Here is a 16590-nt window from a genome sequence, read left to right as displayed (position 1 = left end):
CCCCGTCAAGATCGTCGACCACGCACTCACACGGACGACTCGCCGGGGCGCGCTCGCCGAGATCGACGTCGAGGGAGAACCCACTCGCGACGTCTACGACGCGGACCCGTGAGCGGTTTCGGCTCGAGACCGACCCGCGTTCCGAACCGATCAGAACCATGCAAAAGGGTAAGCCGAAGCGACGAGCAGCTTTCATCGAGCGACCGCAAACTATGCACAATCCGATTCGACTGTCACGGGCGGCTGTTTCCAACCGTAATGTTCCCGGGCGGAACGCGCCAGCGGGAAACCGACCTCCCCACGTATGGCTCCGGCTATCGGGTGTCGGCCGATGACGGGGACCGATACCGATCGAATACGGGTTACGGTCACGGTTACCGACGACGAGTCGATCAGGGAGTTGATCGATTGCGTCGACGACGTCGTCGACGCGCGCGTCGTGTCCACACAGTCGCCCGATGCCGACCGTCGACCCGAATCGCTCAGGATCGACGTCCGCGACGTGACGCCCAAGCAGTGGGAAGCCCTCGAGTTGGCTTGCGAGCGCGGCTACTTCGATCGACCGCGGCGGGCAAACCTCGAGTCCCTCGCGACGGAACTCTCGATTTCGAAGTCGGCTCTGTCCCAGCGACTCCGGGCGGCCGAGGCGACGCTCGTCGGATCGGTGCTCGAGGCGACTCGCGAACGCGGCCTCAAAGAACGATCGTGAGCCGTTCCCAGTCGTCGCGATTCGATTTCCCGTGCCGTCATGAGCGACAGAACCGCCACCCCCGGACGACAGGCCGTTGATTTCTATAATTATACCATAATTTTTTACACCAAAACGTCCGATGTATTGAGTGGGTGTAACACCCATGTCAGAGTACGACATCGAAGAGGTCGACGACGACGAAGAACCGGCACTCCACCAACACCACAAGGTCGTCGAGTCCGACGACTGACGGCCCCGGACGATCCACGGCGACGCTACCGGGAGCCGGCCACCGACGGGACGGCGTCGGACCGGTAGCGCCCGTGGATTTCCGATTTATGAGTACCTGAACACGTGATATCCAACGCAAATGGACGTTAGAACGAACAACCTCGTGCAGTTCGACTGGAACGGAACGACCGAGGGTGCGATACGTGGGACCGTCGTCGTCGACGGAACGGCGACGACGTACGAACTCGACGGCGTCGATATCGTGGCGGTTCTCGAGTACGCGTTGACGGCCCGTTCGAAGGACGACATTCGAACGTTCGTCAGTGATACCCTCGAGAGCGACCCGAAGGCGGCGGACGACCTCCTCGAGACGCTGCTCGAGACCGGGTTCTTGCTGCCGAGCGATCACGAGAACTTCGTCGCGTATCGGCAGTGGATGGAAAAGGGCTGGCAGCGGGCGCTTTTCTATCACTTACGCACCCGTACGGCCGACGTCGACCGACCGACGGCGGCCGGCGAATCCGACGAACGGACGAGTCGGAGCGAAACGCGTCTCGAGCCCCCGTCCGTGACCGATCGTGATAGACCGCGTATCGACCTTCCCGATCCCGACGAACTCCCCGACGAGTCGCTTCGAACGGTTGCGCTGCGGCGACGGACCCATCGAAACTTCGGCGGGACCGAACTGGACCTGACGACGCTATCGACGGTGCTGTGGCATTCGTTCGACCCAGTACGGGAAGGCTTCGATCATCTCGAGGAAACGCCGCTTTCCGAGACCGAACCCGGAGCCATCCGGCGAGCGGGGTTGTGTGTCTATCCCGTCGTCCAGCGGTGTCGAGACGTTCCGCCGGGGGTCTACGGATACGATATTCGGGAACACACCTTGTACTTGATCCGCGAGTTCGACACCGTCGAAGCGGCGGACGAGGCCGTTACCGACGCTGCACACCGGCAGCGCCACCACGCCGATGCTGCCGTCTCGGTGTTTTTCGGTTCGGTGTTCGCCCACGATCAGCGGTGGTGTCCGAAACCCCGCGGGCTCCGGAACAGTTACGTTCACGTCTCGGAACACGCCCATCGGCTCATCCTCGTGGCGACGGCGCTGCGGTTGCGCAACTTCGTGACACCGGCGCTCAAAGACACGCGGATCGACGCGCTCCTCGGCGTCGACGGGGACGAGGAAGCGATCACGTATCTGGTCGCGATCGGTGAGTGAAATGGCGGGCTCCGATCGAGGTGAGCACCGATGAGCCGAGTCGTGGTCGTCGCCGGCGTCGGGCCGGGGCTGAGCGCTTCTATCGTCCGCGAGTTCGCCGACCACGGCTGGTCCGTCGGCTTGCTCGCCCGAACGACCGAGACGATCGACCCGCTCGCCGCGGCGCTCGAGGACGAGGGGACCGCGGCGTGTCCGGTTCAGGCAGACGTGACCGATCCCGCGGACGTAAACCGGGCGTTCGAGGAGATACGGGCGGAACTCGGCGTCGTCGACGTGCTCGTCAATCACGCGGCCACCGTCTACGCCGGCGGGGTTTCTGCCCTTTCCGCCACGCAGTTCGAGGAGATGTGGCGAGGGTGTGTCCTCGGCGCGTTCCGCTGTTCGCAGGCTGTCGTCCCCGCCATGCGCGAGCGAAACGACGGGACGATCATCTTTACCGGGGCCGACGCCGGAAAACGAGCCAGAGCGGATTCGGTCGGGTTCAGCAGTGCGAAGTTCGCCGTCCGAGGGCTCGCCCGCGGGATGGCGAAGGAGCTTGGTCCGGAGGGGATCCACGTCGCCCACGTCGTGCTCCACGGCGGAATCGACACGCCACGGACCCGTCGGGCGATGCCGGGCGTCGACCGGTCGTCGCTGCTCGACCCGGACGAGGTCGCGACGACCTACCGGCACCTCGCCCAGCAGCCGCCACGGTCGCGGACGACCGAAGTCGATTTGCGGTCGTCTTGAGCCGTGTTTCGTGGTCCTCGAGCGATCACTCGTTTACCTCGGTGCCGGTAGCGACGCCGTCGTCACAGGACCCGGCGGACGGAACTAACTCCGCCGGAACGGGCGATTCGACGGCGACGATGAGCCACAGTCCCGCGAGCATGGCGACGGTCATCATCGCAAGCATATTGATCGGCGACGTAACGTCGGCCAGCAGCCCCCCGAGGGCTCTGAAGCCGATCATGAACGTCATCGAGATCATCACGACCGTCGAGAGGATCGTCGCGCGTCCGATCGAATCGGCGTGATAGTTCAGGTACTGCTCCTGAAGCGGTTTGCTGACGTTTCGGGCGGCTCGACAGGCGACCAGAGCGAAAAGCGCGACGAGCGGATACACCGGGGCGACGACGAACAGGGAACCGATGAAAAGCGGAGCACCCAGAAACCACGACCTGATCCCGACGATCCGTTCGATCGCTCCCGAGAAGAAGGTGAGTGCCGCGGACACCAGAGAAAACCCCGCATAGAGCCAGCCGAGTTGCGCGATGGTGACGCCGACGCTCGTCGCCACCGGTTGCGTAAACGTCGCGACGAGGCTAAGATACGCCGTAAACAGCCCGCTGTAGACGACGAAGGCACGGAGACCCGGAACCGACAGGAACTCGCGGACGGCCGGGACCGCATCGAACGGGGTGAACGTCTCGGCGTCGGAACGGTCGCCGACCGACGTCGAGAGTCCCAGAACCGCCCCGATACTGAGGAGATAGAGGCCGGCGTTCCCGAGGAACGGGTACAACCAGTCGATCGTCGCCAGCCACGCTCCCAGCAGGGCCGTGATCGCACTCACCACTAGCTCGAACGCCTTCGCCCGGCCCTGGACCGCGGTGAACTGCTCGGCCTCGGAGGTCTGCGTCAGCGTATCGTACAACCACGCGGAGGCGACGCCGGATCGAAGGACGATCCCGATCGCCCACACGACGTATGCAACGAGGAAGCCGGAGAACGTCCCCGAGAGGCCGAACGAAAGCATGGCAACGATCGTCAGCAAACTCCCGGCGACGAGCATCGTTCGGCGACCCAGCCGATCGCCGAGATAGCCGGCAGGAACTTCGCCGAGTAACGTCGTGAGCGTAAAGAGCGCGGTCAGGAGGCCGACCGCCGAATAGGACAGGCCGCGATGCAGGACGTATTCGATAATGATGGGGGCGATAAACCCCTGACTCATCGTCGCCTGATAGAGGTAGTATCGCCGGACGTCGCTTCGAGCGCGGTCGACGGCCGGCGTGAACGGAGACTCGTCGAGCACGGCTTATTGATCGGTCGACAGTGTAGCGTAGGCGAGCAGCGGCTCATCGGCGTGCTCGAGACCGAAGAGTTCCTCGAGGTAGTCGTCGTCGAACTTGAAGCCGGTCATCGTCGACACCCCGTGTGCTCGAGCGGTGAGCCGGAGCGTCTCGAGGACGTGGCCGATATCGTGCAAGAGGACGCGGTACGTCCGTGGCTCTCGGTACCGCCACATGCTCCGTTCGACGACCGACGAACAGCCGATCAACGCCGCGGGATCGGCGTCGATACCCCATAGCAGGGGTTTTTCCGGAGCGGTATCCGAGAGGCGTTCAAGGGCGTGGTCTCGAACCGAGTAGTGATACACCCCGGCGGGAAGCGCCGCCCCGTCGAACACGGCCACGTAGCCCTCGGTCGGATGGCGTGCGCCGCCCGACGGCACCGGCTTCGTGAGCTTCGGCCCCTGATGTTCCGTCTGGAGGGTGCCCGTTTCCCCGAACGCGTAGAACAGGACCGCCGAGAGGGTCCGTTCGTCGAGCGTGCCGTCGGCCGGATCGGCACGCCCGAACAGCGACGTCGACAGCGCATCCGCGACGGATACCCGGTCGGCGTCCTCGGGCGACGGGAGTTCGATCCGCTCGTCGACGTCGTACTCCCTGTAGATGGCCGGCGGCTCCTCCTGTGCCCGGTATGTCTGCATGATCTCGGTTTCCATCCCCTCGATGTCTTCGTGCTCGGACTCCTCGACCGCCTCGTCGATGAACTGATAGTCGCGAACGTATTCGTGGTACTCAAGCGCTGGCTGCCACCCGTTCGCGTCCCACGCGTCGACCCGGCTCTCGCGGCGGTGTCCCGACCGGAGGAGCCCCGCCTCGACCAGTTGAGCGAAGAGATCGGCGGCCTCGTCGGCCGAGAGATCCAGCGTCTCCTGTAGCGTCGTCTCGATGCCGTCTCTGGAGCGGCCGCCGCCGAGTTCCGCGAGTCCCCGGAGGAGGTCGGCACTCGAGAGTTCGAACGTTCGGGTGGCGAACGGATCGACGGCCAACAGCGACGGCTCGTCCTTCCAGCCGGCCTGTTCGGTGGTGACGGACAGCAGTTCGTTCGGCCTGTATTCGTCACATTCTGTCATGAATCATTCATTCACGATGGGTAATATAATGGTTCTGGTGCGGATGGCGGATCGAACGGCAGGAACATGCCGTTCGAGCTAGGCGATCGGGTAGGATACCCCGGTCACGACGCCGACGACGAGGCCGAAGGTACTGGTCGTCATCAACGCGAAGTGCGGGGCAAACGCCTTCAGCGCTCGTCGTTTCGAGTCGGTCAGCACCGTCGCAACTTGCCAGGCGATCGCCCCGCTCCAGAGCACCGCGAGCCACAGCCAGCCGGTGACGAAGACCGACACCCACGCCGAGACGACCGACGGACTGGCTCCCGCGGGGAGCGACAGCGGAATCCCCAGTCCCTGCGCGAGAACGTTCACCGTATGGCCGCCGTTTTCCAGCAATCCCGCGATGACGAAATCCCCGAGTGCCCACATCAGGCCGAGCGGCGCGTAACTGAGTCCGAACTTCGTGAACGACGGTTCCCAGTCGACCCCGCTCCACGCGCTTGCCAGTTTGTTAGCGGCGGCGAACGCGACGAGCGCCGCGATCACGCTCGCGAGATAGGCCGTCGTCGAGACGAGCAGGCTCGGAAACCGCCCACTGAGGGCGGTCAGGATGGCGCTGCCCAGCACGAAGTTGATCGGAATCGAACCCCAGATGACGAGCGCGATGATCGCCTCGTCGACGAGCGGAATCCGTTCGGTGACCGCCTTGGCTCCGGGCCAGCGAAACCGTAGCTCCACGTCTTCGTCCGGCTGTTGTGACGTACACTTCATGCAGGCGGTACACCGGCGATCGGTGCTCAGGTAGTCGCTTTTGTACTCGAGCGTGGCGCACGTGACCCCGGTTTCCCTGTTCTGGGCGACCTCGAGCGGGGAGAACTTCGCGGTGACGCTCATGACGCCCGTGGCGGGACAGACGTACCGACAGAACGCCTGTCGCTGGTAGACGAGGCTCACGGCCACGGCGACCCCGACGATGGCAAGCCAGTAGTAGGGGACGCGACCGGGAGAGTACGAGACGCCGAGGTCGGCCATGCCCCACCGCGCGAGGATAAACGTAACCGCCGTCAGCGAGAGGATCGAAAGCTGCAGTCCGAAGACGGTTCGTTTCGACTGCGTGTACATCGGAAAGTGACGTCGAAGACCGAACCGCTGGGTGAACCGGACGATCGCCCCCAGCGGGCAGAAGTAACACCAGATCCGCCCGAAAAACAGGAGGCTGAGGATCATGATCGGTGCCCACCAGAACCCGAAGAACGCGACGCTCCCGAAGTTCCGACTCGGGTCCGTCGGTCCGACTGCGGCCCGGTAGATCGCGTAGAAGAACACCGCGACGGTGACCAGATTGACGGCGTGCTGTACGCGTTTGCTCGTGAACAGGAACCGAACGATCCTGTTATTCGTGATGGAAATACTCCGATCCGGGGACTGGTCCGCTGTCATCGTGCCAGCTTCCACCCGAGCAACTGTCAATCGTTTGGTGCGACGATCGAACGCTACGGGGCCGAGAGCATGTACATCTTTTATACTGGGGGATCTCACCCACGGGTATGCGAGACGCCTATCTCGTCGGCGCGGGGCAATCGGAGTACGGGGCGTTCCCGGAGGAGAGTTACCGATCGCTGTTCCGAACGGCCTTCGAGGCGGCCAGCGCCAGCGTTCCACGGGGGCTCGAGACGAGCGATATCGACGAGGCGTTCGTCGGCACGCTCGGAGTCGGCGGCCGGCAACTCGGCCTCTCGGGACCGGCCGTGACCGAACACGTCGGCCTCGACGGCGTCCCCTGTACGCGGGTCGAGAACGCCTGCGCAGCCAGCGGCTTCGCCGTCCGGCAGGCCGTGCAGGCGGTCAAGTCGGGGATGGCAGACGTCGTCCTCGCGGGCGGGTTCGAGGTCATGTCCGACACGAGTTCGGACGCGACGAAGTACTGGCTCGGCGTCTCCGGCGAGACCGAGTGGGAACGGCTCTCGGGAACCACCTTCTCCGGGGTCTACGCCCAGATGGCGTCGGTCCACATGGAGAAGTACGGCACCACGCGCGAACAGCTCTCCCGGGTCGCGGTGAAAAACCACGCCAACGGCGCGAAGAACCCGCACGCGCAACTGGGGTTCGAGTGCTCGCTCGAGGACGCCCGGTCGGCACCGGTCGTCGCGGACCCCCTGAACCTCTATCACTGCTGTCCGACCTCCGACGGGGCCGCGTGCGCGGTGATCGTCAGCGAGGACGTCGTTGCGGAGTACACCGCCGATCCGATCCGGATCGCCGGCGTTGGCGCTGGCAGCGACAGCGTCGGCCTCTTTCAGCGCGATTCCTACACCGGCGTCCCCGCGAGCCAGCGGGCGGCCGAAACGGCCTACGAGATGGCCGGTATCGGCCCCGACGACCTCGACTTCGCGGAGGTTCACGACTGCTTTGCCATCGCCGAACTGCTGGCCTACGAGGACCTCGGGTTCTGCGAGCGCGGCGAAGCCGGGCAGTTGATCGACGCCGGCACGACCGAACTCGGCGGCGACTTGCCGGTCAACACCTCGGGCGGGCTCAAATCGAAGGGCCATCCGATCGGCGCGACGGGTGCCGGACAGGTCGTCGAGGCGTTCAAACAGCTCTCGGGGACGGCGGGGGAACGACAGCTCGAATCCCCCGAACGCGGGCTCACGCACAACGTCGGCGGCAGCGGCGGTGCCGCCGTCGTCCACGTCTTCGAGAAGGACCGGGAGGTGAGCGCGTAATGACCGCCATTACCGGCGTCGGCGCGTACGCGCCGCGGTTCCGAATCAGCGCAGCGGCGTTCGAAGAAGCGTGGGGCCAGTTCCGGGCCGCCGGTATCGAGCAAAAGGCGGTCCCCGCGGCCGACGAGGACCCGCTGACGATGGGTTACGAAGCCGCAACGCGGGCGCTCGAGGCTGCCGACCGCGACGGAGCAACCGTCGACTGGCTCGCGTTCGCCGCCTCGCGCCCGCCGGTGGCCGAGACGGACCTGACGGCTCGCCTCGGCGCGATGCTCGCCGTTCCGGAGTCGGCGACCCGACACGGGTTTACCGACAGCACGCGGGCCGGAACGCGGGCGCTCCGTGCGGGGATGGACGCCCTCGGGACCGACGAGACCGCCCTCGTCGTCGCCGCCGACGCGCCGCGGGGCAGTCCGGACGACGACATCGACCACGCCGCCGGCGCGGGGGCCGCGGCGCTCGTACTCGAGGGCGACGGGCCGTCCGAAATCGTCGACACCGCCGAGTACGCGGCTCCGTACCCGGGAACCCGGTTCCGTACCACCGGGACGGAAGAGACCACGGGACTGGGCGTGACCCAGTACGATCGACACGCGTTCACCGAGACGATCGGCGGTGCCGTCGACGGCCTCGAGACCGACCCGGAACCCGACGCCGCGGCGATTCAGGCCCCCGACGGGAAACTCCCCTATCGCGCGGCGAGCGCGGCCGGCGTCGGCACCGACGAGATCCGGGCCGCCGCGACGGTCCACGAACTGGGCGACCTCGGCGCTGCGAGCGTCCCCGTCTCGCTGGCAAGCGCCCTCGCGGACGGCTCCGAATCCGTCCTCGCGGTCTCTCACGGCAGCGGCGCGGGTGCTGACGCCTTCGTCGTGGAGTCGACCGGCGACGTGCCCGCGAAAACGGCCCTCGAGGGGGACGATCCCCTCTCGTACGCCGCCTACCTGCGCCAACGCGGCGTCGTGACGACCGGACCGCCCGCAGGCGGGGGTGCGTACGTAAGCGTCCCCTCCTGGCGACGGTCGATCCCCCAGCGGTACCGCCTTGAGGCCGGCCGCTGTTCGGCGTGTGGCACGCTCTCGTTCCCGCCGGCAGGGAGTTGCGACGACTGCGGCGCGCTCGCCGAGTACGACCGCCTCGAGCTTCCGGGACGTGGCACTATCGAAGCCGTTACCACGATCTCACAAGGGGGTGCCCCGCCGGAGTTCGCCGAGCAGCAGGCCCGCTCGGGCGACTACGCGGCCGCGATCGTCGCGCTCGAGACCGGCCACGGGACGGAGACCGTCAGCGTCCCTGCGATGGGGACCGACGCCGATCCCGCGGCGTTTTCGGTCGGCGACAGAGTCGAGACGACGATTCGGCGGATCTACACGCAGGAAGGCGTCACGCGCTACGGATTCAAAGTCCGGCCCGCGGAGTAGCGCGGCGGGCCGGCGATTTCGACTACCCGTTTTTGGCGATCAGTTCCCGGTCAGCGCCTCGCTCGCCGGCGCGAACTCGATGGTCGTTCCGCGGTCCTCCTCGAGCGCGTTCTCGTAGAGCATGTACGCCGACGCGACGGTCTCGATGCCCGTTCCGCCGCTGTCGAAGACCGTGATCTCGTCGTCGCTCGTCCGGCCGGGCGCTTCGCCGGCGACGATCTCCCCGAGTTCGGCGTGGATGTCGTCCTCGCTTACCGCCCCCTCCTCGAGCGCCGTCAGGAACTCCCCCGAGTCGAACGTCGCCCGCTCCCGCAGGTCGGGGACGTACGTCGCCCGCTCGATCGTCGTCGTATCCAGTTCGCGCTTCTCGGGTGAGTACTGTCCCATCGCGGTGACGTGTGTGCCCGGCTCGAGGTCGTCGCCGTCGAAGACCGGCTCGCTGGCCTGCGTCGCCGTGATGACGACGTCCGCACCCGAGACGGCTTCCTCGCTCGAGTCGACCGCTCGGACCGTCGCTTCGAATTCGTCGTCGAAGTCGGCGGCGAAGGCCTCGCGGTTCTCGGGCGTCGGCGAGTAGACGCGAACCTCGTCGAAGTCCCGGACCGTCGCGGTTGCGTGGACCTGGCCGCGTGCCTGCGCGCCGCTGCCGATGACCGCGAGCGTGGCAGCGTCGTCGCGCGCGAGTTCGTCGACGGCGACGGCACCGGCCGCACCGGTTTTGAACGGGTTCATGCTCGCGCCGTCGAGGAGCGCGAGGGGTTCGCCGCTGTCGGCGTCGAAAAGCGGCGACATGAACCAGCCGTCAGTGGCACCGAAGCCGGCGCTATACATGTACCCACCCATCGCGCCGGTATCGGGAAGGATGGCGGCGTACGCCGTGAACATCCCCTCCGGATCGGCACGGAGGAACTTCGACCGCGGCTGGGCGGGCGCACCCTCGCCGCGCTGACGATACCCGTCTCGGACGGCGTCGACGTACTCGGCGGGCGTCGCGAGATCGCTAACGTCGCTACTCGTGAGAAACAGGGTTTCAGTCATACTCGACGGAAGGGAACGGAAAGGGGAAAAGACAGCGGTAGCAGAAAATCAGTCCGCATTAAGCGGCGGACGAGCGGACTGGGCCTCGTCGGAAACGTCTGCTGGCGTATTGACGAACATCGCATGTCCGATAATCGCCATCGCAACGAACGCCCCGATCGGCACCGCAGCCGTCAGCGACAGACCCACGAGCGTAAGCGCTGCGGTGATACCGAGCAGTGCGACTGGGATGAGGCCAAGAACAATGTCGTAATATCCAGTCATAATCTATCCAATAGTAGGACGAATAGCCATATAAGTGTTTCCCATAATCGGGCAATAGTAGATTCGTTTCTAATTCGTATTTGCAATGGTGGATTTCTATAACTTATCAGTGAATTATTTCACCAATACTTTGATCAAATATAACCCTGTTTAATTAAGGGCTGGATGGAATACGCAGGGAGATATTTCGACTGTCATGGGTGTATGTCCGACGAAAGCGGCGGAAAACAACTCGACTATTTCGTGACATCTCTCCCCTGTTACCGGGGGGATTCCGTTCAGGACGTGACGTAACTCGTGTAGCCGACCCGCCAGCCGACCAGAACGAGCAAGCCGAAGCCAGTGATCACGAGGCCGAACGGCCAGACTGCGCTCCCCTCGAAAGCCGGCGACGAGCGGAGGATGAGTCCGACGTTCGCCGCGGCGATCCAGACGACCGCCGTGGTTCGAGCCGCCTCCACTACCGACGTGAACCGTCGCGTATAGAGGCCAGAGAGCAGCGCGACGACGATCCAGCCGATCACGAAGGGTGTGATCGTCTCGAGCGACGCAAGCGGCGCACCGACCGTCTCGTAGTGGTGGCTCCGTCCGAAGAGGATCAACGCGGCGAGGATGCCAACGTCGACGAGGCCGAGCACCAGCGTTTCCCGTCCGAGAGCGCGCTCGTGACCACCGGTTCGAACTGCAGCGTCCATAGCGGATGATCCATCACGCACCCCTATTGGTGTCCCGGTTTGTCGCGGTGAACAGAGCCGGTCCGGCCGCCGAAATACGGTTGAAAGTCCGACAGTGGAGGAGGAGCCCGGCGACTGGCGTCGCCGAGCGCGCCCAACGGACGGAGCGGTTCGTGCGAGGGACGCCCTCGCACGGTCGTTCCCATATCGTCGCGACACTTCGTTATTGGCTGCTTTCAGGCGGGCGGACGACCGGCGTCGGACGACCGGGCTGCGGTACGGACGCGATAACAGCCGCTGGACTGTCGGTGGGACGCGCTACCCGTCAGTCCGGTCTCGAGCCGGTCAGCGGACGCTGTCCTCCCGGCGGACGTATCCGATGGTTCCGGGGTTGAAGTAGTAGGTCGAACCGCAGTTCTCGCAGGTGGCCGAGAGGAGTTGTCCGTGTCGGTGGAGTTTCCAGAGTTTCGTCTGGTCTCGCTCGATCGCAAGCGTGACCGGGTGGTCGCAGTTCGGGATCGTACACGGGAACCGGATGTACCAGTTCGGAACCGAAAGCGCACCAAGCGGCGCGAGTTCGCTACGAAGTCGACAGAGGAGATTGAAGATCGTCACCGAGGGGTTTTCCCGATCGATCTTCACGCCCTCGACGTCGCTGATGAAGCCGCCGCGGTGGTGCTCGTCGTCGTAGAGGGGCAACACGGGGATCCCCTTCGCCAGCGCGTAGCCGGTCTCCTGGTTAACCCACTGGCTGTTGGACGCACGATCGGTCAACACCGCGACGACGATGTCGCTGTTGGCTAGTCGTCCTTCGAGGCGCTTGCGCGAGCGTCCGGACTCGACCTCTTCGAGCGCGATGTGGACGCCGAACGGGAAGTTCTTGACCGTGGAGAACAGTTCCTGCACGAGTTCGAGGTCTCCGGGGGCATGCGAAACGAAGACCTGTTCTCCGGTCATACGATAATCTAGAGAAAAGAGGAGAGTGAATCATTATAAAGACTGCGAGGTAAATATCTCTATGTGTACGCGGCTACCCGTCGCTCGACGGGGATCGAACCGTCTCGAGAACGCGCCGTGAGAACTCCACCTCCGAGAGGCCGTCGGAAAGTCGATCGAACCACTCGCGCTCGACGTGCCAACACCCGCGTTCGTCGCCGTCGGTCGTCAGCGACGTCGCCTCGAGCCTGCCCGGTCGCCAGTCCCGTTGCTCGGCGACCGCAAGCACCGTCCGGAGCACCGCCCCGACCTCGTCGCTCGTGACGGCGGGCGTCTCGGCGACGGTCTCGTACTCGAGGGCGATTCCGGCACCGTCGACGATCGGCGACTCGTCGCAGGCGTCGGAACCGTGTGGTTCGTCGGTCAGCCGTGTAACGCTCGTCACGTAGATCCCGTGGCTCATCAGCCGATTCTCGAGCGCGACCGCCACCGGCCGCTGGTCGGTCATACGACGTCTTCGAGGGGGCGGCTGAAAAACACGCGGTCGAACCGTCCGTTCGACTTCGCTCAGAGCGGGTCGACGAGATCCTCGAGCGCGGCGCGGGGGTCGTCGGCTTTCGCGACGCCGCTTGCGAGCAACACGCCCTCGGCACCGAGGTCCCCGGCGGCGACGACGTCGTCGCCGGTGCTGATCCCGGCCCCACAGAGCACCGAGACATCGGGATCGACGTTTTCGGCCGCCCCGACGGCGTCCTCGACGATATCGGGGTCGGCCTGACTGACCGGCGTTCCCGTCCCGATCAGTTCCGGCGGCTCGACGGCGACGGCGTCGGGGCCAAGCGCCGCGGCGGCACCGATCTGGGCCGGGTTGTTCGCACAGACGACGGTCTCGAGGTCCGCCCGGTTGGCCGCCCGGACGGCACCGTCGATGGTCGCCAGTTTCAGTCGCCGTTCGGAGTGGTTGATCAGGGTTCCGACCGCACCGGCATCCGCGACGGACTCGGCGAGCGTGTGGCCGGTGTTGCTCCCGTGCTCGATGGGATCGACGTGCTGGGCCCACGTCTCGACGCCGGTCTCGGCGACGCGTTCGATGTGGGCCGCCTGTGGCGCGACGGCCAGCCGGGCGTCGGTCGTTTCGTCGACGTCGCGGACCGCCTCCGCGACCGCGATCGGATCGCACGGATACGTCTTCAGGTTAACGAGAACGAACATAGGAGAGAAGGCCGTCCCGGGATAGAAATAGCTTGCGAGTCAGTGATGTCGGTATCGGTCGAACCCGGAATTGCCTCCCGGCCCGTCCGTCGAACGGCGGGACCGACTGGACGGTGACAACGACGCCGACGCCGATCAGTCCTTGCGCTTGACGACGTCACCGAGGGTATAACTGCCCGAGGAGGAGCCGCCGGACCACTCCGAATCCTCGCCGGAGCTTCCTTCGGCGCTCAGGTCGATCTCGAGGAACCGCTCGAGTTTGGACTGGACGCGGTCGCTCGGGAGGGTGTCGCCGCGTTCGATCTTCCGGATGAGACTCGCCTTCTCATTGAGCTCGTTCGCGAGGTCGGACTGACTGAGTCCGTTCTTCTCGCGGGCCGTCCGAACGCGCTCGTCGTAGTCGGTCGCGAGCTGGTCCATGTCGTCGAACATGTCCGAGCGGTGCTGCGAACCCGACGACGAACTCGCAGTGCCGCTCGACCCCCCGGACGATCCCGACGCCGTCGACGTGCCGCTCGAACCCCCGGACGATCCCGACCCGGTCGAGTACTTGGTCGACGTGCTCGAACTCGAGGACTGCGTGACTTCGGTTCCGAAGTCGGTGCAGTTCGCACAGACGTCGAGCTGCGCACCCTCGACTTTGATGGTCTTCGGGGACGACGTCTCAGCGCCACACATCTCACACTGAACCATGCGAGAATCTATATCGCGGCGGGTGATAAACCATGCGGCGAGAGTCCGCCACGAAAGCGGTTTCAGTCGAGGGCCGACCAGGCGTAAGCGAACCGCTGGAGCGCGGTCAGGTGCCCGACGGCCGCGAGGAACACGAGCAGCCAGCCGATCAACGTGAGCCCGCCGTACTCGCCGGGAATCGGGTACGCGAGGAAGCCGACGATCCCGATGATCGCCAGCCGGTCGGCCCGCCCGACGAGACCGCCGTAGACCCGATCGAGGCCGACGGCCTGTGCCTGCGTTCCGAGATACGAGGTCAACACGACGCCGGTCACCGCGAGAAAGCCGAGCAGGTAGTCCGCGACGCCTGCGGCCAGCCCGCCGATGATGACGATGTCGGCGTACCGATCGAGAACGTGATCGAGCAGATCCCCGGCGGCCGACGCGACGTCCTGTCTGCGAGCGAGCGCGCCGTCGACGATGTCGAGCCACCCGTTGAGAAACACCAGCGTCGCCGCCGCGACGTACCAGATCGGGTCCGCTCGACCGCCGAGGAAGAACCCGACTGCGGCGAGGACGGCCATTCCGAACGCGAGGACGCTCACCCCGTTCGGAGTCAGTCCGGCGCGGTCGAACCCCTTGACGAACGGGTCGAGGAATCGGGAAACGTACGGCCGGAACTTATCGAGCGTCATCCGAGATACCCCACGAAGTCGACCGCTCCGGCGCTTGGCGCTCGCTCCCCCGTGATGACGGCCTCGAGTTCGTCCGCAACCGCGTCGGGATCGCGCTCGGTCGTCTCGATCTCGTAGACCGACTCGAGCCCGTGGGCCTCGACGGCCTCCGAGAGGATGACATCGAGCGCCTCGCTTTCGGCGTTCTCGCGGGCCTTCGCCTCTGATTCGCCGCGTTCTCGGAGGCGATCCTCGAGCGTCTCCGGATGGCACCGAAGGACGGCAACGCGGTCGGCCTCGAAGTGGTGGGCGAGGTGTGACTCGATGACGGCGTCGTCCCGCCCCTCGAGCCGTTCCGCGAGGGCGTCGAGGTCCGCGACCTTGCTCTCCCGCTCGGCGTCGACCTCGGTGTATAGCCCTTCGTCTTCGAGCACCTCGTTGAGGTGGACGACCTCGAGCGCCGGCAGCGAGTCGTCGGCCTCGAGTCGGGACGCGAGCCGTCGGGTCGCGGTCGTCTTCCCGGTGCCCGGCGTGCCCGTCACGACGAGTCTCACGTGTCGGGCACCTCCGTGTCGGCGCTTTCGTCGGCATCGACGGCCGCCGGTTCGTCGCGGTCCGCGAGAACGTCGTTTATCGTCTCGACCGCCCGTTCGGTCTCCGCCTCGGTGCCACACGTGATCCGAACACAGCCCGGCAGTCCGAAACTCGTACAGTCACGGACGATGACGCCCCGTTCCTGCATCTCCTCGGCGACGGCGGTGGCATCGCCGACGTCGACGAGCACGAAGTTCCCCTCGCTGTCCCAGACGTGGGCATCGATCTCCTCGCACATGGACGCACGGGACTCGCGGACCGTTTCGACGGTGCGTTCGACGTGTTCGTCGTCCTCGATGGCGGCGAGGCCCGCCCGGCAGGCGAGTTCGCTCGCGGCGAAGGGCGTGTTCACGCGGGCGTAGGCGTCGGCCCATTCCTCGGGGGCGACGGCGTAACCGAGCCGAACGCCGGCCAGTCCGTAGGCCTTCGAGAACGTCCGCAACACGGCGACGTCGTCGCGAGAATCGAACCCGTTCCGACCCTCGAGCAGCGAGACGGCGCTATCGCGGTCGGCGAACTCGCCGTAGGCTTCGTCGACGACCAGCAGCGTCTCATCGTCGGTCGCGTCGGCGAGTGCGGCGATCTCCTCGAGCGGAATGGTCGATCCAGTGGGGTTGTGCGGGCTCGTGAGATAGACCAGCCGATCGCCGTCGTACGCCGAGCGGACGGTTTCGGCGGTCTGGGCGAAGTCGTCCTCGCGCTCGAGCGCGTACTCGCGGACGCCACCGTGGTGGAACCGGGAACTCATTCCGTAGTACGCAAAGCCCGGCGTCGGAACCAGCGCCGTCTCGCCGGGCTCGAGCGTGGCCCGCGAGAGGTAGTCGATCGCTCCGTCCCCGCCGTTTGCCAGCCAGATCTGCTCCTCGTCGACGCCCCAGCGGTCGGCAAGCGCCGCGGTGAGGTCCGCGTGGGCGGCTTTCGGATAGGAACTGGCGCTCGAGGCGGCCTCGCGGATCGCCACGGCGGCCGCCGGCGACGGCCCGTGTGGGTTCTCGTTCGAGGCGAGTTTGACGAACTCCGAGGGATCGCGCCCGAGTTCGCGGGCGACTTCCTCGATGCCTCGACCCGCCTCGTAGGCGACGTGATCGGACAGGTCGCGCGGTTTCATACGCCAATCCTGTTGCCGGTGGCTCTT

18 protein-coding genes are annotated in these 16590 nt (G+C 65.7%); 5 read left to right on the top strand and 13 right to left on the bottom strand.

What is annotated here, in order from left to right:
• Nucleotides 1–331 precede the first annotated feature (331 nt).
• From TX80_RS01040 to TX80_RS01030, 3 genes are all read left to right on the top strand, one after another.
• A complete protein-coding gene (locus TX80_RS01040) occupies nucleotides 332–709 on the top strand; it encodes a helix-turn-helix domain-containing protein (RefSeq protein ID WP_049922142.1) in 378 nt (125 codons plus the stop codon).
• A gap of 352 nt (nucleotides 710–1061) precedes the next feature.
• Nucleotides 1062–2141, top strand: a complete 1080-nt coding sequence (locus TX80_RS01035; RefSeq protein WP_049921002.1) for a nitroreductase family protein — start codon at nucleotides 1062–1064, stop codon at nucleotides 2139–2141.
• A gap of 30 nt (nucleotides 2142–2171) precedes the next feature.
• Nucleotides 2172–2870 (top strand): SDR family NAD(P)-dependent oxidoreductase, encoded by a 699-nt coding sequence (locus TX80_RS01030; protein WP_049921001.1) that lies wholly within the window; start codon nucleotides 2172–2174, stop codon nucleotides 2868–2870.
• A 25-nt stretch (nucleotides 2871–2895) separates the two neighbouring features.
• Here TX80_RS01030 and TX80_RS01025 read toward each other — a convergent pair whose 3' ends face one another.
• From TX80_RS01025 to TX80_RS01015, 3 genes are all read right to left on the bottom strand, one after another.
• A complete protein-coding gene (locus TX80_RS01025; protein ID WP_049920999.1) occupies nucleotides 2896–4155 on the bottom strand; it encodes an MFS transporter in 1260 nt (419 codons plus the stop codon).
• Nucleotides 4156–4158: 3 nt separating this feature from the next.
• Entirely contained in the window at nucleotides 4159–5262 is a 1104-nt protein-coding gene (locus tag TX80_RS01020; RefSeq protein ID WP_049920998.1) for a SagB/ThcOx family dehydrogenase, read from the bottom strand.
• Nucleotides 5263–5340: 78 nt separating this feature from the next.
• Complete coding sequence (locus TX80_RS01015; protein WP_049920997.1) at nucleotides 5341–6684, bottom strand: 4Fe-4S binding protein; 1344 nt, start codon at nucleotides 6682–6684, stop codon at nucleotides 5341–5343.
• Between the two features lie 107 nt (nucleotides 6685–6791).
• Between TX80_RS01015 and TX80_RS01010 the strand changes: the two genes are divergently transcribed.
• Both TX80_RS01010 and TX80_RS01005 read left to right on the top strand, forming a co-directional pair.
• Nucleotides 6792–7970: a thiolase domain-containing protein gene (locus TX80_RS01010; RefSeq protein ID WP_049920996.1), complete on the top strand. Its 1179-nt coding sequence runs from the start codon at nucleotides 6792–6794 to the stop codon at nucleotides 7968–7970.
• A complete protein-coding gene (locus TX80_RS01005; RefSeq protein ID WP_049920995.1) occupies nucleotides 7970–9391 on the top strand; it encodes a zinc ribbon domain-containing protein in 1422 nt (473 codons plus the stop codon). The genes TX80_RS01010 and TX80_RS01005 overlap by 1 nt, the downstream gene beginning before the upstream one ends.
• 39 nt (nucleotides 9392–9430) lie before the next feature.
• Here TX80_RS01005 and TX80_RS01000 read toward each other — a convergent pair whose 3' ends face one another.
• From TX80_RS01000 to hisC, 10 genes are all read right to left on the bottom strand, one after another.
• Complete coding sequence (locus tag TX80_RS01000; RefSeq protein WP_049920993.1) at nucleotides 9431–10429, bottom strand: ornithine cyclodeaminase family protein; 999 nt, start codon at nucleotides 10427–10429, stop codon at nucleotides 9431–9433.
• Nucleotides 10430–10477: 48 nt separating this feature from the next.
• On the bottom strand, nucleotides 10478–10693 hold the full coding sequence (locus tag TX80_RS00995) for a hypothetical protein (RefSeq protein ID WP_049920992.1): 216 nt from the start codon (nucleotides 10691–10693) through the stop codon (nucleotides 10478–10480).
• A gap of 278 nt (nucleotides 10694–10971) precedes the next feature.
• On the bottom strand, nucleotides 10972–11388 hold the full coding sequence (locus tag TX80_RS00990) for a DUF3054 domain-containing protein (RefSeq protein ID WP_049920991.1): 417 nt from the start codon (nucleotides 11386–11388) through the stop codon (nucleotides 10972–10974).
• A gap of 324 nt (nucleotides 11389–11712) precedes the next feature.
• Nucleotides 11713–12324 (bottom strand): toll/interleukin-1 receptor domain-containing protein, encoded by a 612-nt coding sequence (locus TX80_RS00985; protein WP_049920990.1) that lies wholly within the window; start codon nucleotides 12322–12324, stop codon nucleotides 11713–11715.
• 73 nt (nucleotides 12325–12397) lie between these two features.
• Nucleotides 12398–12811, bottom strand: a complete 414-nt coding sequence (locus TX80_RS00980; RefSeq protein ID WP_049920988.1) for a hypothetical protein — start codon at nucleotides 12809–12811, stop codon at nucleotides 12398–12400.
• A gap of 59 nt (nucleotides 12812–12870) precedes the next feature.
• The gene (tpiA, locus tag TX80_RS00975; RefSeq protein WP_049920987.1) at nucleotides 12871–13515 is read right to left on the bottom strand and encodes a triose-phosphate isomerase; all 645 of its coding nucleotides are present in this window, start codon (nucleotides 13513–13515) and stop codon (nucleotides 12871–12873) included.
• 135 nt (nucleotides 13516–13650) lie between these two features.
• On the bottom strand, nucleotides 13651–14208 hold the full coding sequence (locus tag TX80_RS18380) for a multiprotein bridging factor aMBF1 (RefSeq protein ID WP_081661371.1): 558 nt from the start codon (nucleotides 14206–14208) through the stop codon (nucleotides 13651–13653).
• Nucleotides 14209–14270: 62 nt separating this feature from the next.
• The gene (locus TX80_RS00960; protein ID WP_049920983.1) at nucleotides 14271–14882 is read right to left on the bottom strand and encodes a CDP-alcohol phosphatidyltransferase family protein; all 612 of its coding nucleotides are present in this window, start codon (nucleotides 14880–14882) and stop codon (nucleotides 14271–14273) included.
• Nucleotides 14879–15415: an adenylate kinase family protein gene (locus TX80_RS00955; RefSeq protein ID WP_049920982.1), complete on the bottom strand. Its 537-nt coding sequence runs from the start codon at nucleotides 15413–15415 to the stop codon at nucleotides 14879–14881. Before TX80_RS00955 ends, TX80_RS00960 begins: the two co-directional genes overlap by 4 nt.
• Complete coding sequence (gene hisC, locus TX80_RS00950) at nucleotides 15412–16563, bottom strand: histidinol-phosphate transaminase (protein ID WP_049920981.1); 1152 nt, start codon at nucleotides 16561–16563, stop codon at nucleotides 15412–15414. The genes TX80_RS00955 and hisC overlap by 4 nt, the downstream gene beginning before the upstream one ends.
• Between the last annotated feature and the right edge of the window lie 27 nt (nucleotides 16564–16590).

Source organism: Halopiger djelfimassiliensis, from assembly GCF_000455365.1.
Lineage (GTDB): Archaea > Halobacteriota > Halobacteria > Halobacteriales > Natrialbaceae > Halopiger_B > Halopiger_B djelfimassiliensis.
This window is presented reverse-complemented; position numbering and strand designations above follow the sequence as displayed.

What these genes read in the sequence shown, in the direction of transcription:
- TX80_RS01040 (WP_049922142.1), top strand. Translation starts at nt 332, where the DNA reads ATGACGGGGACCGATACCGATCGAATACGGGTTACGGTCACGGTTACC.
- TX80_RS01035 (WP_049921002.1), top strand. Translation starts at nt 1,062, where the DNA reads ATGGACGTTAGAACGAACAACCTCGTGCAGTTCGACTGGAACGGAACG.
- TX80_RS01030 (WP_049921001.1), top strand. Translation starts at nt 2,172, where the DNA reads ATGAGCCGAGTCGTGGTCGTCGCCGGCGTCGGGCCGGGGCTGAGCGCT.
- TX80_RS01020 (WP_049920998.1), bottom strand. Translation starts at nt 5,262, where the DNA reads ATGACAGAATGTGACGAATACAGGCCGAACGAACTGCTGTCCGTCACC.
- TX80_RS01015 (WP_049920997.1), bottom strand. Translation starts at nt 6,684, where the DNA reads ATGACAGCGGACCAGTCCCCGGATCGGAGTATTTCCATCACGAATAAC.
- TX80_RS01010 (WP_049920996.1), top strand. Translation starts at nt 6,792, where the DNA reads ATGCGAGACGCCTATCTCGTCGGCGCGGGGCAATCGGAGTACGGGGCG.
- TX80_RS01005 (WP_049920995.1), top strand. Translation starts at nt 7,970, where the DNA reads ATGACCGCCATTACCGGCGTCGGCGCGTACGCGCCGCGGTTCCGAATC.
- TX80_RS01000 (WP_049920993.1), bottom strand. Translation starts at nt 10,429, where the DNA reads ATGACTGAAACCCTGTTTCTCACGAGTAGCGACGTTAGCGATCTCGCG.
- TX80_RS00995 (WP_049920992.1), bottom strand. Translation starts at nt 10,693, where the DNA reads ATGACTGGATATTACGACATTGTTCTTGGCCTCATCCCAGTCGCACTG.
- TX80_RS00990 (WP_049920991.1), bottom strand. Translation starts at nt 11,388, where the DNA reads ATGGACGCTGCAGTTCGAACCGGTGGTCACGAGCGCGCTCTCGGACGG.
- TX80_RS00985 (WP_049920990.1), bottom strand. Translation starts at nt 12,324, where the DNA reads ATGACCGGAGAACAGGTCTTCGTTTCGCATGCCCCCGGAGACCTCGAA.
- TX80_RS00980 (WP_049920988.1), bottom strand. Translation starts at nt 12,811, where the DNA reads ATGACCGACCAGCGGCCGGTGGCGGTCGCGCTCGAGAATCGGCTGATG.
- tpiA (WP_049920987.1), bottom strand. Translation starts at nt 13,515, where the DNA reads ATGTTCGTTCTCGTTAACCTGAAGACGTATCCGTGCGATCCGATCGCG.
- TX80_RS18380 (WP_081661371.1), bottom strand. Translation starts at nt 14,208, where the DNA reads ATGGTTCAGTGTGAGATGTGTGGCGCTGAGACGTCGTCCCCGAAGACC.
- TX80_RS00960 (WP_049920983.1), bottom strand. Translation starts at nt 14,882, where the DNA reads ATGACGCTCGATAAGTTCCGGCCGTACGTTTCCCGATTCCTCGACCCG.
- hisC (WP_049920981.1), bottom strand. Translation starts at nt 16,563, where the DNA reads ATGAAACCGCGCGACCTGTCCGATCACGTCGCCTACGAGGCGGGTCGA.